Annotated in this window: 13 protein-coding genes; 7 read left to right on the top strand and 6 right to left on the bottom strand. The window is 70.7% G+C overall.

Going from position 1 to position 14,299, the window contains the following annotated elements; genetic code table 11:
* The first annotated feature begins 171 nt into the window (after positions 1–171).
* The 4 genes from J4573_RS49540 (at position 172) to J4573_RS49525 (ending at position 4,319) form a co-directional block, all read left to right on the top strand.
* Positions 172–639: a hypothetical protein gene (locus J4573_RS49540; protein WP_208263433.1), complete on the top strand. Its 468-nt coding sequence runs from the start codon at positions 172–174 to the stop codon at positions 637–639.
* On the top strand, positions 606–3,329 hold the full coding sequence (locus J4573_RS49535; protein WP_208263432.1) for an HAD-IC family P-type ATPase: 2,724 nt from the start codon (positions 606–608) through the stop codon (positions 3,327–3,329). The genes J4573_RS49540 and J4573_RS49535 overlap by 34 nt, the downstream gene beginning before the upstream one ends.
* Positions 3,326–3,763 carry a pyridoxamine 5'-phosphate oxidase family protein gene (locus J4573_RS49530; RefSeq protein ID WP_208263431.1) on the top strand — a complete coding sequence of 146 codons (438 nt, stop codon included), beginning with the start codon at positions 3,326–3,328 and terminating at the stop codon, positions 3,761–3,763. The genes J4573_RS49535 and J4573_RS49530 overlap by 4 nt, the downstream gene beginning before the upstream one ends.
* A 106-nt stretch (positions 3,764–3,869) precedes the next feature.
* Positions 3,870–4,319: a hypothetical protein gene (locus J4573_RS49525; protein ID WP_208263430.1), complete on the top strand. Its 450-nt coding sequence runs from the start codon at positions 3,870–3,872 to the stop codon at positions 4,317–4,319.
* Here J4573_RS49525 and J4573_RS49520 read toward each other — a convergent pair.
* The 6 genes from J4573_RS49520 to J4573_RS49495 all read right to left on the bottom strand — a co-directional run bounded on the left by J4573_RS49520 (position 4,288) and on the right by J4573_RS49495 (position 10,681).
* Complete coding sequence (locus J4573_RS49520) at positions 4,288–4,743, bottom strand: RDD family protein (RefSeq protein WP_208263429.1); 456 nt, start codon at positions 4,741–4,743, stop codon at positions 4,288–4,290. The two genes, J4573_RS49525 and J4573_RS49520, sit on opposite strands and share 32 nt — an antisense overlap.
* A complete protein-coding gene (locus J4573_RS49515) occupies positions 4,740–5,246 on the bottom strand; it encodes a hypothetical protein (protein WP_208263428.1) in 507 nt (168 codons plus the stop codon). Before J4573_RS49515 ends, J4573_RS49520 begins: the two co-directional genes overlap by 4 nt.
* A gap of 66 nt (positions 5,247–5,312) precedes the next feature.
* Positions 5,313–6,191 carry a universal stress protein gene (locus tag J4573_RS49510; RefSeq protein ID WP_208263427.1) on the bottom strand — a complete coding sequence of 293 codons (879 nt, stop codon included), beginning with the start codon at positions 6,189–6,191 and terminating at the stop codon, positions 5,313–5,315.
* A complete protein-coding gene (locus tag J4573_RS49505; RefSeq protein ID WP_208263426.1) occupies positions 6,188–7,057 on the bottom strand; it encodes a universal stress protein in 870 nt (289 codons plus the stop codon). Before J4573_RS49505 ends, J4573_RS49510 begins: the two co-directional genes overlap by 4 nt.
* 30 nt (positions 7,058–7,087) lie before the next feature.
* Positions 7,088–9,739, bottom strand: a complete 2,652-nt coding sequence (locus J4573_RS49500; protein ID WP_208263425.1) for a bifunctional acetate--CoA ligase family protein/GNAT family N-acetyltransferase — start codon at positions 9,737–9,739, stop codon at positions 7,088–7,090.
* Between the two features lie 153 nt (positions 9,740–9,892).
* Positions 9,893–10,681, bottom strand: a complete 789-nt coding sequence (locus J4573_RS49495; RefSeq protein ID WP_208263424.1) for an acyl-CoA dehydrogenase family protein — start codon at positions 10,679–10,681, stop codon at positions 9,893–9,895.
* 186 nt (positions 10,682–10,867) lie between these two features.
* Here J4573_RS49495 and J4573_RS49490 point away from each other — a divergent pair, with 186 nt between their 5' ends.
* From J4573_RS49490 to J4573_RS49480, 3 genes are read left to right on the top strand one after another with little or no spacing between them, the layout of a single operon-like run.
* On the top strand, positions 10,868–11,974 hold the full coding sequence (locus tag J4573_RS49490) for a 3-oxoacyl-ACP synthase III family protein (protein WP_208263423.1): 1,107 nt from the start codon (positions 10,868–10,870) through the stop codon (positions 11,972–11,974).
* Positions 11,958–12,845, top strand: a complete 888-nt coding sequence (locus J4573_RS49485; protein WP_208263422.1) for a 3-oxoacyl-[acyl-carrier-protein] synthase III C-terminal domain-containing protein — start codon at positions 11,958–11,960, stop codon at positions 12,843–12,845. The genes J4573_RS49490 and J4573_RS49485 overlap by 17 nt, the downstream gene beginning before the upstream one ends.
* A 30-nt stretch (positions 12,846–12,875) precedes the next feature.
* Positions 12,876–14,279 (top strand): WS/DGAT/MGAT family O-acyltransferase, encoded by a 1,404-nt coding sequence (locus J4573_RS49480; RefSeq protein WP_208263421.1) that lies wholly within the window; start codon positions 12,876–12,878, stop codon positions 14,277–14,279.
* Positions 14,280–14,299: the final 20 nt, after the last annotated feature.

Genomic DNA, 14,299 nt, shown 5'->3' with positions numbered 1-14,299 from the left:
AACGATGTCTCCGCAGGCCGGACGCCGGTAGGAGGCGTTGGGCGCAATGATCAGGGCCGTTGGACCCGTACCGAGATCACCCGAAGGACCCTGTCGATCAGGGCCGAATGGATCTCCTCTCGCCTCTCTCCGGCGGCTTACGGTCGCTGCAGGCCGACTGGGGAGTCCACAATGAACGTTCGTTTCGCGCGCAGAGCCTGGATCTCGGGCGACCGCCTGCGCCGGCGTTGGGGATTCGACCGCAACCGGCTCCGGCGGGGCATAGACCGCCTACAGCAGCTGGTGGCTCTGACCCTCCTGCTGCTGTACGTGGCGACGGCCACCGTCCTCACTGCCCAGGCCTGCCATCGCGTCTACGCCGCAGGGCTCCGCACCGAGAAGACCCAGGCCGCCACTCGGCACCGGGCCCCGGAAAGTGACTACCGAACGTGGCTGGACTCCCGGGGCAACCCCACAAATCCGCCGCAGACGCGCAGTGACACGCTCGCCGACACGCTCATGGCCGGTTCGTTCGTGCCGCTCCTGACCGGCATCCCGTTCCTGACCGCCTACGGGCTGGTCCGCCGCCGCCTCGACGTCAGGCGCGAGCAGGCGTGGGACCGCGAATGGCAGCACCTCGACCGGCGCCCGACACCATGACCGAGGTGCCCAGCGAGCCGAGCGGGGATCTCCGGGATGTCCGGGACGGGCTCACCTCAGCCGAAGCCAGGGAACGGCTGGAACGGTTCGGCCCCAACACTCTTCCGGCGATGCGCCGCAGAGGGCCTGTGGCACGGTTCCTCCTGCAGTTCCACAGCCCGCTCATCTACGTTCTGCTGGCGTCGGCCGTTGTCACGACGGTCCTCGGCGATCACGTGGACTCCGCGGTCATCTGCGGCGTCGTCATCGTCAACGCCATCGTCGGGTTCGCCCAGGAGGCCCGTGCCGAGAAGGCACTCACCGCTTTGATGGCCATGACGTCGACCACCGCCGAGGTGGTCCGCGACGGCTCGCTCATGACTCTGCCCTCCACCGAACTCGTCGTCGGCGACCTGGTGATCCTGGAAGCCGGGGCCAAGGTCCCGGCCGATGTCCGGTTGCTGGTCGCCGACGGCCTGGAGGTCGATGAGGCGGTCCTGACCGGCGAGTCGATCCCGAGCGCCAAGGATCCGCGGCCGCTCGAGGGCGAGGTTCCGCTGGCTGACCGGCGCGACATGGCGTTCTCGGGAACCGTGGTCACCCGCGGACGCGGCACGGGTACCGTGACCGCCACCGGATCCGCGACCCAGCTGGGCCTCATCCATCGTCTCGTCGGCCAGGCCCAGGGAGTGCAGACTCCCCTCACTCGCAAGATCGCCCATTTCAGCCGCTTGATCACTGCGGCGGTCCTCGGCCTGGCCGCCCTCACGTTCCTCATCGGCGTACTGCGCGGCCAGGCCGTCGCGGAGATGCTCACGGCCGCGGTGGCGCTGGCGGTCGGAGCCATCCCCGAGGGCCTGCCGGCGCTCGTCACCATCACCCTGGCGTTCGGCGTGGCACGGATGGTCCGCCGCAACGCGATCATCCGGCGGCTCCCCGCGGTGGAGACCCTCGGCAGCACGACGGTGATCTGCACCGACAAGACGGGCACCCTCACCGAGAACCGCATGACCGTGCGCGCGATCGCCGCGGGTGGCCGGCTCTACGCGGTCGGTGGCACCGGGTACGCCCCGGACGGTGACATCGTCGAGATGGAGGGGCACGCCCCCGTGGCCCTCGATGCGCATCCGGCCTTGGCCGCCTGTCTGACATCCGCGTTGGCCTGCAACGACGCGCAGATCACGCGAGGCACGGACGGATGGGAGGTGATCGGAGACCCGACCGAGGGAGCTCTGGTGGTCAGCGCCGCCAAGGCAGGGATCACCTCTGTTCCCCAACGACTGGAGACCTTGCCGTTCTCCTCCGAGCGGCAGTACATGGCCACTCGCCACGAGGACGGCGCGGTCCATGTCAAGGGTTCGATCGAACGAGTGCTGGCTCTGTGCGACCGCCAACTGGGACTGGACGATCAGAGAGAGCCCTTCGACCACCGAGCCGTGAAAGCGGTGACCGAGCTCGCCGAGGCGTTCGGCCGCCAAGGCCTGCGAGTGCTCGCGTTCGCCCGCGCTGAGGCGGAGGCGTCTTCGACCCCGCTCACCCGGTCTTCGATCCCGCTCACCCGGCTGTCCCACCTCACGTTCGTGGGACTTCAGGCCATGCAGGATCCGCCGCGGCAGGCCGCGGCGGACGCCGTGCGCGCCTGCCACGACGCCGGCATCCAGGTCAAGATGATCACCGGGGATCATGCCGAGACCGCAGCCGCCATCGGCACTCAGGTCGGGCTCCACGGCGAGGTTATGACGGGCACCGACATCGACGCCTGCCCTGGTGATCGGCTGCCCGGCGCGGTCGAGCGGACCGCCGTGTTCGCCCGTGTCTCGCCTGCCCAGAAGCTGCTGTTGGTCCGTGCCCTGCAGAGCAGAGCCCACGTCATCGCCATGACAGGGGACGGGGTCAACGACGCTCCGGCGCTCAAGCAAGCCGACATCGGCGTCGCCATGGGCCGTGCCGGCACCGAGGTCGCCAAGGAGGCCGCGGACATGGTGCTGACCGACGACGACTTCGCCTCGATCGAGGCCGCCGTCGAGGAGGGCCGCGGCGTCTTGGACAACCTGGTCAAGTTCATCGTCTGGGCCCTGCCCGCCAACATCGGCCTCGGACTCGTCCTGGTCGCCGCGATCGTGACGGGCGGCGAGCTGCCGATCCTCCCCGTCCAGGTCCTCTGGCTGAACATGACCGCCGTTCTGGTGCTGGGCCTGCCGTTCGCCGTCGAGCCCCGCGACGACGACATCATGCACCGGCCTCCACGCGACCCGCGTCTCCCGCTGTTGCCCCGCCCCCTGGTAGCACGGATCATGTTCGTTTCAGCGATCCTGCTGGCCGGAGCGTTCGGTCTCTTCCACTGGGAACAGGCCCACGGCGCCTCGTCGGCCGAGGCTCGCACGGTCGTGGTCAGCGTGTTCGCGGTGACGCTGGCGACCTACCTGTTCAACTGCCTGTCCCTGGACCACCCGATCCTGGTCCGTGGTGTGCGCCGCAACCCCTGGGTCGGCGCCGGCGTGGCCGGCCTGATCGTGATCCAGCTGATCTACACCTACGTGCCTGTGATGAACGACCTGTTCCGCTCCGCCCCCATCGGCCTGGCGGCCTGGGGACGCGCCCTCACCGTGGCGGTCGTCTCCTATGCCCTCGTCGAGGGGGCGAAACGCTGCTCCACGAGGACCTTTGCCCCTGCGTCCGAGCACTCACGGCCGGGGATCCTGAAACCATGAGCTACGGAACCGATGACAGCAGGCGCCTCGAACGCTCCGAGTGCCTGGAGCTGCTGCGGTCGGTGCCGATCGGCCGGATCGCCTACACCGATCGGGCATTGCCCGCCGTCGAGCCGGTCCGCTTCGCCGTCGGCGACAACCATGTGATCTTCCGGATCGAGGAGGGCACGGCTCCCGCACTGGCCATCCAGGGAGCCATCGTCGCTTTCCAGGCGGACGACGTCGACGGCGTCACCGGCGACGGATGGACGGTCAGCATCATCGGCCGTGCCCATGCCGCCCGCGACGCCGCTGCGAGCACCCGGCCGCCACGGCCCACGACGCTCCCGCCCCTCGACGGGACGGACGTCGTGTACATGCGCATCCCCAGCCAGCAGATCTCGGGCCACTGGATCGGCTCGACGGCCCCCCGCGCGAACGGCAACGCCGCCTAAGCCGAAGCGCGGCCCGACGCCCTATCGGTCCTCCGGGACTTTGGTCCCTGGCCGACGTCCGCTGACCGCCGTGGAATGGACTCTCAGCGCACGAAGGAGGCGTCAGATGATCGCAACGGAGGAGACGCAGGAACGCCGTCGACGGTGCGGGCACCACCTGGCCCGCCTGCGGATGCTGGCAACGCCCGATCACGTGCTGAGCAGCGGCTGCCCCGTCAGTGAGGTCGAGGCGGGGGTCCGTGCCGTGCTCCAGGAGGTCGAGGCCGCTCACGGCGCCGCGCCGAACGCCGCTGATCGTCTCACGCCGGTGCCCGGGATCCTGGCGGCGCGTCTTGAGAGACTGCGCGTCGCCGCCGATGACCTCGTGGACGCCGCCACCGCGGGAGACGCTCCCGGGTTGCGCCGACGGCTGTGGACGTTCGAATCGCTGACCGAAGCCATGTGGACCGTCCAGGCCGGCCTCGTCCCGGAAACACCTCGGCGTGGTCGGCGGTCGCCGCGGAGCGGCCGGGCCGAACGGCCGGTCAGGACGGCCGACGGCCCCAGTCGTAGATGACGGCGCTGCCCACCATCAGGTCCTGCAGTGAGGATCTGTGGCGGCTGACGGTGATCCACAGAAGGCCGATGGGAAAGGCCGTGCAGAGGACGGCCCGTATCAGGGCGCGCACGAAGCCGAGCGGCAGCTCCGACTGCGAGCGCACTCTCAGGCCCATGACCTGGTCCCCTGCCGTGCGCCCGCCGTTCACCCAGCCCCAGGTGAGGTAGACGACCGACAGGGTGCCGCCGATGACCGGCAGGAGCCGGCGCGGCGGGTCCGGCAGGGTGAACGGCCCGCCCAGCAGCAGATAGCGGACCGCCCCCGCGCAGACCAGGGCCAGGACACAGACCGCCGACACCGCGAACGCGTCGATGAGCGCCGCCGAGCAGCGCGACACCAGCCCCGCGCGTTCCCCCTGCAGGGCGGCCGGGTCGTCGGTCATCGTCGGTCCCGGCCGCCGCGATGTCGGGTGATGCGATCGACGAAGCGGTCCGCGCGCATGGTCTGCGCACGGAACGCGTCGACCGTCTCCTGGGTCATGGTCCCGCCCGAGTCGCGCACCAGCGCCGGGATGTCGACCTGCTGGAGCACCTGATCGACGATGGCGGCGATGTCGACGCGGTCCACCACCGCGTCGACGTCGACGCGCTCGGCGACCCGGTTCGGATCGACCCGGGCGACGACGGCGTCCAGGTCGATCCGGTCCAGCACCGCCCCGACCAGCAGGTCCAGCAGCTCACGGCCCGCCGTCCCCGCCTCGTGCTCATAGCGGATCCGTACCGCGTGACCTTGTGCGTTCCACGCCTCCAGCCGCCGGCGCACACCGTCCGGAAGCCCTGGGACGGCCGGGAGATGAGGTACGGGACGGCTGAACCGGGTGCGGCGGACGGCCGCGGTGGCCCGGCACCCCGCGTCCACGCTGAGGCCGATCAGTGTGTCGGGCATGCTCGCCAGCCCCGCCCGCGGTCCCGTGTCAGTTCTGGCGTCGCCGGCCATCACGACCGCCTCCCATCAAGGCCGGAACCCGACCGAGGACGGCACGACGGTGAGGGGACAGTGAGCCAGGTGAAGCATGGACTGCCCCACCGAACCCAGCATCAGTCCTGTGAAGCCTCCTCGCCCGCGTGAGCCCAGCACGAGCAGGTCGGCCCGCGCCGACTCGCCCGCGAGTGCGCGCGCGGGGCGGGCGTGGACGACCTCGTAGACGAGCCGGACCTCTGGGTACTTCTCACGCCAGCCGGCCAGGCTTTCGGCGAGGACGCGTTCTTCGCCGGCGGTCACGGTCTGCGCGTCGTACACCGGCGGCTGCTGGTCGCCGGACCTGGACGCGTGGGGATGCGACCAGGCCAGGACCGCCCTCAGCCTGGCGTGTCGCAGCGCCGCCTCCTCGAAGGCGAACCCGGCCGCCGCCGAGCTCTCGGTCGAGCCGTCGATTCCGACGACGATCTCGCCGTACTCGGGATGCTCCTCGCCCCGGACGACGACCGCCGGACAGGGAGCGTGGGAGACGAGCTGGAAGGCCACCGACCCCAGCAGCAGGCCGGACACACCGCTCGTCCCCCGGGTGCCCACGACGACCATCGCCGCGTGCCGCGCCTCCTCGATCAGCCTGGCGGCGGGCTGGCCTTCGGCCATCGCGCCGGTGACCCTCAGATCGGGTACGGCCCGGAGGGCACGGGCGATGCTGCGGTCGACGACGTCCTGGCCGTCGCCGCGGATCCAGTCCCGGACGGCGCCGACCCCCGGATCGACCGGAGTGTCGAAGAGCCACGGAGCGATCGCGTACACGATCCGCAGCGAGGCGTTCCGGCGCCCGGCCTCGCGTGCCGCCCAGTCGATGGCGACCAGGCTGTTCTCCGAGCCGTCGGTGCCGACGACGATCTCGGTCATGACGGTTCCTGCCGGACCACGGCCACCGGGCAGTGCGCGTGATGCACGACGCCATGGCACGTCGACCCCAGACGATGGTCCCGCTGGCTCTTGCCATGTCTGCCGACCACCAGCAGGTCGACCTCCATGGAGGCCTCCACGAGGCCCTCGACCGCGTGAATGCGAGGAACCTCTTCGACGACCTCGACGCCGGGGAATCGGCGGCGGTAGGGAGCGTGCGCCTCGACGACGCTCCAGCGGGCCTTCTCTTCCAGCTCGTCCAGGTTGATCGCCTTGTGCGAGTCCAGCAGCCATTCGGGGATGTGCCAAGCGTGGACGACCCTCAGACGCGCTCCGCGCACGGCGGCGGTCTGGAACGCATACTCCAGCGCGGGCGCGTCATCGACGAGGTCGATCCCGACGGCCATCTCCCTGCGTTCGGGGAACGTGTCACCGCGGACGATCACGACCGGCGCCGACGCGCGCTCGGAGACGCGCAGGCTCACCGAGCCCAGAAGCAGGCTGGAGAAGCCGCCGAGCCCGCGATGGCCGACGACGACCTCCGAGGCCTTCTCGGAGCGTTCCCGGAGCGCCTCCACGGCCGACTGCGTGGCGAGCTCGGTCGTCACCGCGAGGTCCGGGCGGCCCTGGCGGGCGCGCTCCTCGGCCGCGGTGAGCATCTGACGTACCGCCTCGTCGAACCGCGCGGCGCTTTCGCCTGGAACGAGCGAGGTGGGCAGGTCGAACGGCCAGCTGTAGGGCCAGGTCTCCTGGGCGTGCACGATATGCAGCTCGAGACCGCGGCGGACCGCCTCGTCGGCGGCCCAGTCCAGCGCTCGGTCGGAGGGCGCGGACCCGTCGACGCCCACGATGATCGGATCGGACATGTTCTTCTCCTCACAGGTCACGCGACGAGCTCAGCGGAGCCGTCGCAGGTAGGGGTCCCAGACACGCCGCGGTGCGAGGCGTATGCGGGCGTCGACCGCCTGGACGCCGTCCGGCCTGACGATCGTCGGATTGAGGTCGAGCTCGGCGATCTCGGGATGGTCGTGGATGAGCTGCGACAACCGCATCAGCGTGTCCCGCAGCCGGTCGAGGTCACCCGGCCGGCGGCCCGGGTGGCCGTGCAGCAGCGCGGCCGCGCGCACCTGGTCGATCAGCTCACCGGCGTCGGCTTCGGTCAGCGGGGCGAGGCGGGCGGCACGGTCCGCGGCGGCGTCGGTGTCCACTCCCCCGGTTCCGAAGACCACCACCGGACCGAAGACGTCGTCCTGGACGGCTCCGCAGAGAACCTCGACTCCGGTATCTCCCATGGCCTGAACCAGGACGCCCTGAAGAGAGTCGCCGAAACGGCGCTTCAGCCATCGGTGGGCACGCCGGACCTCTGCGGGCCCGCGCAGGTCGAGCTGCAGCGCTCCGGCCGCGGACTTGTGCACGACCCCGGGAACGTGCGCCTTCAACGCGACGCGTCCGCCCAGTTCGGCGGCCGCTCTCACGGCCTCCTCGCTCGATTCGGCCCAGCGCCACGGGACCAGAGGCAGACCGTAGGCCGCCAGAAGCCGCAGCGTCTCGCGCGGCGGAAGCCAGGAGCCCTCGGGCGCCGTCTCCAGGCAGGAGTCGATGATCGCTCGGACGTCCGCCGGACGTATCCCGTCCAGCTGGGGGACCTGTTCGGCCGGCTGCGCGCGCCAGCGCCCGTAGGACCAGGCATGGGCAAGAGCCCGGGCCGCGTTCTCAGGGAAGGCGTACGAGGGCAGGCCTCCCGCTCCCATCTGCACCGTCTCGGCCTGGCCGAGCACCACCCCGGCCACCGGTTTCCGAGTGCCGGTAACGGCCACGCGCAGATCGCCCAGCGCGGTGGGCGAGACGACGGCGAGCACGGCGTCGACGTTCTGATCGGCCGCGATCAGCTCGATCGCCTCGTGGAAGAGATCGGCTCCGACGGCCGCGGTGGTGTCGACCGGATTGCTGACGGCCGCGCAGGTGGGCAGCAGCGCCGCGAGCTTGTCCCGCACCGCGGGGTCGAGCTCGGGCACGGACAGACCCGCGTCCACGCACGCGTCGGCGGCGAGCACCCCCGCTCCCCCGGCGTTGGACACGATCGCCACCCGCGGCCCCTGCGGGAACGGCTGCCCGGCGAGCAGCGCCGCGACGTCCACCAGGTCGCCCAGGCAGTCGGTCGCCACGATGCCAGCCTGGGTGAACAGGGCGCGGCGTACGACCTCGGAGGTCAGCGCGGCGGCGGTGTGCGAGGCGGCGGCCCGGGCGCCGGGAGCGGACCGCCCGGCGATGACCGTCAGGAGGGGCAGGGAACGCCCGACGCGCCGCGCCGTCCGCGCGAACTTGCGCGGGTTGCCGAACGACTCCACATGGACGATGCCCAGCCGGGTCGTGGCGTCCGCCTCCCACCACATCAGCATGTCGTTGGCGCTGACGTCGTACTTGTCGCCCACCGAGGCGAACGACGAGACGCCGATCCTCAGCCGGGACAGGTGATCGAGAAGGCCGATGCCGACTCCGCCGGACTGGACCACGACGCCCGCGACCCCGGCCCGCGGGTGCCCGGCCGCGAACGTGGCGTCCAACCCCGTCTCGGAATTGGCGATCCCCAGGCAGTTCGGCCCGACCACGCGCATCCCGTGCCGGTGCGAGAGGGCCATGAGCTCGCGTCCCTGCTCGGCCGTCAGCCCCGAGGTGATCACGACGAGGGCCGAGACGCCTCGCCGCGCGCAGTCGGCGGCGGCTTGAACGACCCCGGCGGCCGGTACGGCGATCACCGCGAGCTCCGGCGCCTCGGGAAGATCGGCGATCGAGGCATAGCACCGGATCCCGCGCAGATCGGCGCCGGCCGCATGGGAGTTGACCGCGTACAACGCACCGGTGAAGCCGCCCGAGCTCAGGCTGCCGAGCACCGCCCCGCCGGGCGACGACGCGCCGCGGCCCGCTCCGACGACGGCCACCGAGGACGGACGCAGCAGCGGCTCCAGGCTCGCGACATCGGCGCGGCGCTCCCGTTCGGTCACCGCGTCCAGATAGTGATCGCCGAGGTCGAGCGGCATGGACACGTCCATGACGCCGTTCGCGAACCGTTGCCGGACGGGCAGCCCGGCGTCGGCGAAGACCCGCAACATGGGCGTGTTCTCCGCGAGGGTGTCCGCGCGGAAGACACGGATGCCGCGAGACCGTGCCAGCGACGCCAGATGCTCCAGCAGGAGGGTGCCGACACCGCGGTGATGCATGTCGTCGGCGACCGCCAGGGCGACCTCGGCGATCTCGGCGGCGCCGTGCGCCTCATAGGTCTCGTACTCGGCGACACCGACCAGCCGACCGTCCAGCCAGGCACCCAAGGCCCCGTGATCGGGATCGGGCTCACGGCAGATCCGTTTCGCCACCTCCTCGGCCACCCGCCGGTTGAATCCGAAGAACCGCAGGTAATGGCTTTCCGTGGAGAGGCCCTCATGGAGTGCGCGGACCGCCTCGTGATCATCGGACATGGGCTGCCTGATCTCCACCTGGGCGCCGTCCATGAGCAAGGCGAACACCGGCGTGGCCGGAATCTGCTGCGTCATGTCCCTCAGGCTCGATCCACTCGGCCGCGCGGACCACCGGCCGGAGGTCATCACGGGCAAGGACCTTCGGCCCTGCCTGGGCCTATGACCGCCGACCGAGACTGCCACGAGATCCACCATGGCCCTCGCATGCCGGAGGTGACGGGGATGGGGCTACCGAAGGTGACGGGAAAGGGACCGCCGAAGGCGAGCGCCGAGGTGGAAGACGCGCTGGGCGATGACCAGCCCGCGGCCTTCCTCGCCGCCGACCAGGTTCTCCGCCGGCACGGTCACGTCGTCGAGGTAGAGCGCGGCGGTGTTGGACAGCCGGATCCCGTGCTTGTCCTCAGGGGTCGCCGTGGAGAAGCCCTCGGTCCCCTTTTCCAGGACGAACCAGGAAGGGCCGCCGGGGGTGCGAGCCAGGACCGTGCAGACGTCGGCGATGGAGCCGTTGCTGATCCACTGCTTGCGCCCGTTGATGCGGTAGCCGGTGATCCGGCCGTCCGATTCCAGGGGGACCGCGATCGTGCGGAGTGCGCCGAGGTCGCTGCCTGCCTCCGGCTCGGTGGCGCCGTAGGCGAGCAGGATGCCCTCCTTGACGATCCGGCCGAGCCAGCGTTCCTTCTGCTCGGCGGTGCCGCCGAACAGGATCGGGTCGCAGCCGAGGAAGGTGGCGAAGACGGAGGTGGCGAGGCCGATGTCGATCCTGGCCAGCCGTTCGCAAACGCGGTAGGAGTCGAAGGCGCCGCCGCCCATCCCGCCGTACTCCTCGGGGATGAAGACGAGCTGGACGCCCAGGTCGTCGCCGCACATGGCGCGGACGATCTCCTCTGGGCAGACGTCCTCGTGGTCGAGTTCCAGCCGCCGTTCCTCCGGCAGGGCGGACGCGGTGAACTCGCCGAGCGCCTCGAGCATGAGATTGAGGGTGCCGAGGTCGAGCCCCCGGCTGTTTTCGCTGGTCATGGCCTGCTCTCGCCATCCGAGGGAGTGGGTCTTGTACCGAAGTTAGGTAAACGTCCGAGTTCTCCCTAGATGAGAAGGTCCCCCGGCCCCGGGGACCTTCGCCCCTGCCCCGGGCTCCGGAGCGGCGGCAGGCTCGGGAGTAAGGGTTCCTTCGCTCGTGAAGGGCCTCGGGACGTGGAGGCGATCATGCCGACCACCTGGCTGATGATGGAGAACGGCTCCGGTGGCCCGGCTGCCTCCTTCCATCCGGCACGCCTGGAGAGCGTGGGGCGATATCTGCCCGAGACGCGCCTGAGCACCGATGAGGTCATGGCCTCCACCCGGCATCGCACCCGGGTCGATCTGGAGCGGCTCACGGGGATCCGTGAGCGCCGTGTCACCGGTGAGGACGAGGACTCACTGTCGCTGGCCGTCGCGGCCGCCACCGACTGCCTGAACCGTTCGCGCCACTCCGCCGGCGACATTCAGGCCCTGGCGTCCTGCAGCATCACCAAGTCGCGCGACCGCCTGACGCAATGGCTCGAACCCTCGCAGAGCAGCGCCGTCGCGCAGGCGATCGGCGCCCGCGACGCCGTCACGTTCGATGTCTCCAACGCCTGCGCGGGGATGCTCACCGGCGTCTTCGTCATGGCCGACCGCGTCCATCGCGGCGAGATCGACTGCGGGATGGTGGTGAGCGGCGAGTACATCTCCCATCTCGGCGTCAACGCCGCACGGCATGTCAAGACCATCCTCAGCAAGGAGCTGGCCTCGCTCACCCTGGGCGACGCCGGGGCCGCGGTGATCATCGAGCGAGCCCCGCTGGGCGCGCCCGGCATCGAGGTCGCCGGATTCACCACCGTGTCCGGGCACAGCCGGCTGTGCCTGGCCTATCCCGCCCGGCATCATCCCGGGGCGCGCATGTTCACCGACGCCCGGGCCATCCAGCGGGCGGCGATCGCCGACACACCGTTCCTGCTCCGCGAGGCTCTGCACACCGTCGGGCTGCAGGTCGGCGACGTCGACCACCTGATCCCCCACCAGACCTCGGTCCGCGCGATCCGCAAGGGCGCCGGCGCGTTCCAGGAGGCGCTCGGAGATCAGACCCGCAACGCGCCCGTGATCACCGTCGACCGGTACGGGAACACCGCGTCGACCACCCATTTCGTCGCGCTCGCCGAGGAGCTGAAGGCCGGCCGCATCGTCGAGGGAGACCGCGTGGCGCTGCTCGCGCTGGCCTCCGGCCTGGAGATAGGGCTGGTCCTGCTCACGATCGGCCCGGAACTGGTGAATTCCCATGTCAACGACGCTTGAGACGGTCGCCGTGGCGACCCCGCCGCGCATGCGGCCATGGCACAGAACGAGTGCCCGGCTCCTGGCCGATCAGGCCGTCCGTAAGGCGGTCGCGGACGCCGGGCTCACGACCGGCGACATCGAGCTGATGGTCAACGCCGGCATCTATCACGAACGCAACCTGGGTGAGCCCGCGCTCGCCGCGCTGATCCAGCAGGACGTCGGCGCGCATCCCGAGGATCCGCACGCCGGAGAGCACGGGACGTTCTCGTTCGACATCGCCAACGGCGCCTGCGGTCCGCTCACGGGGCTGCAGATCGCCGACGGCTTTCTGCGCGCCCGCGCGATCGACCGCGCCCTGGTCGTCGCCGGCGACGGCAGCCCGGGCAGGCGGCTGGCTCCGGGATTCCCGTTCGAGGCGGCCGGCGCGGCCGTCGTCTGCATGTGGAACGAGGACGCCGCCGGTCTCGCCGGGTTCCGGTGGCGCACCTACCCCGAGTTCTCCTCCCTCTTCCAGTCGCGGGTGATCTTCGACGGCGGCAGGAACACGCTGAGAATCGACCAGGACCCCGAGTTCGCGGACAGGGCCGCGGCGTGCGCCGCCGAGGTGTCGGCCGGGTTGCTGGGCGACGCGGACATGAAGCCCGGCGACGTCGATCTCGTCGTCGCGAACCCGCTCGGCGACGCCTTCTTGGGCCCGCTCTCGCAGCGGCTCGGCGTTCCCGGCGAACGCTTCGTCAGCGTTCCCGGCGGCGACCGGATTCATACGGCAGGGCTCTTCGCCGCTCTGGCGGAGGCCGAGCGGGCGGGCCGGATGACAACGGCCGAGCGCGTCCTTCTTGTCTCGGCTGGTGCGGGCCTCGTGGCAGGTGCCGCCCTGCTCTGCAGCTGACCCCCGTTCACCACCTGAAGGCGGTGCGTCATGGAGAGAATGAGCGCTCTGGACGCGGAGATGTTCTTCGCCGAGCAGTACAGAACGCCGATGCACATCGCGTCGGTGACCGTGCTCGAAGGGCCCGCGCCGGCGTACGAGGACCTTGTCGCCATGGTCCGGGCCAGGATGATGCTGATCCCCCGTTACCTGCAGAAGGTCGTCAAGGTCCCGCTGAACCTCGGCCGCCCTGTCTGGGCGGACGATCCGCACTTCCAGCTGGACTATCACCTGCGGCACACCGCCGTTCCCCCGCCGGGCGGCCCGGAGGAGTTCCGGCAGGTGGCGGACCGCGTCCTCGCTCTGCCGCTCGACATGGGCAAGCCGCCCTGGGAACTGTGGTGCGTCGAAGGTCTCGCGGACGGCCACTGGGCGATCATCGCCAAGGTGCACCACTGCGTGGTGGACGGCGTCGCCGCCAGCGACCTGATGACCGTTCTCTTCGACCTGTCCCCCGAGACCCCGGCCGAGGGCGCCCAGGTCGTACCGCTCCGCAGTCCCGAGCCACCGCCCTCCGCGCTCCGCCTGGCCTTCGACGGCCTCCGGGACTCGATCACCGGACCGTTGCGCCAGGTCCCTGGGATTCCCGCCAGGATCCTTCGGGGCGGCGGCGTCAGGGCCGTCCTCGGGTTCTCGACGGGTCTCCCGCGCAGCGTGGAACGCATGGCCCACCATGCCCCTGACTCGCTGCCGCCCGCCGCCGGACCTCATCGGAGCTGGGTCTGGACGCACGCCGATCTCGATGAGGTCCGGCGGATCAGGCAGGTCCTCGGCGGCACCGTGAACGACATCGTCCTCGCCGCGGTCACGCACGGGCTCCGCGAGCTGCTGGCCTCGCAGGGGCGGCTCGAGGCCGAGACCGTGCTGCGCTCCTTGGTCCCGGTTTCCGTGCGTGGTGCCGACGAGCACGGCGTCCTCGACAACAAGGTGTCCGGACTGATCGCCTCCCTTCCCTGCGGCGAGCCCGACGCGTTGGAACGGCTCCAGCTGATCCGCGAGCAGATGGACGACCTGAAGAGCACTCACCAGGCCGTCAGCGCCGATGCCCTGATCAAGCTCGCGGGGGCGGCCCCCACCATGCTGTCGCTGTCCACCCGCGCCGCCCTCTCGGCCCTGCGCCCGCTGTTCCAGGTGGTCACGACCAACGTGCCTGGGCCGCCGTTCCCCCTCTATGTGCTGGGCCACCGAGTTCTCGAGCTCTACCCGTACGTTCCGCTGGCGGCGGGCGTGGCCGTCTCGATCGGGATCTTCTCCTACACCGGGCGCCTCTACTTCGGCGTCACCGCCGACTTCGACGGGCCCTTGGACCTGGAGGTGCTGACCAAGGGCATCGAGGCCGGCTTCGCCGACCTCGCAGCCCGGACGGAGGTGAGTGGAGGACGCGGGTTCAGCTGATTCAGCTGATTCAGCTGATT

Source organism: Actinomadura barringtoniae (assembly GCF_017573505.1).
Taxonomy (GTDB): domain Bacteria; phylum Actinomycetota; class Actinomycetes; order Streptosporangiales; family Streptosporangiaceae; genus Spirillospora; species Spirillospora barringtoniae.
The sequence above is the reverse complement of the archived record's forward strand: the minus strand, read 5'-3'. Positions and strand labels throughout refer to the sequence as shown.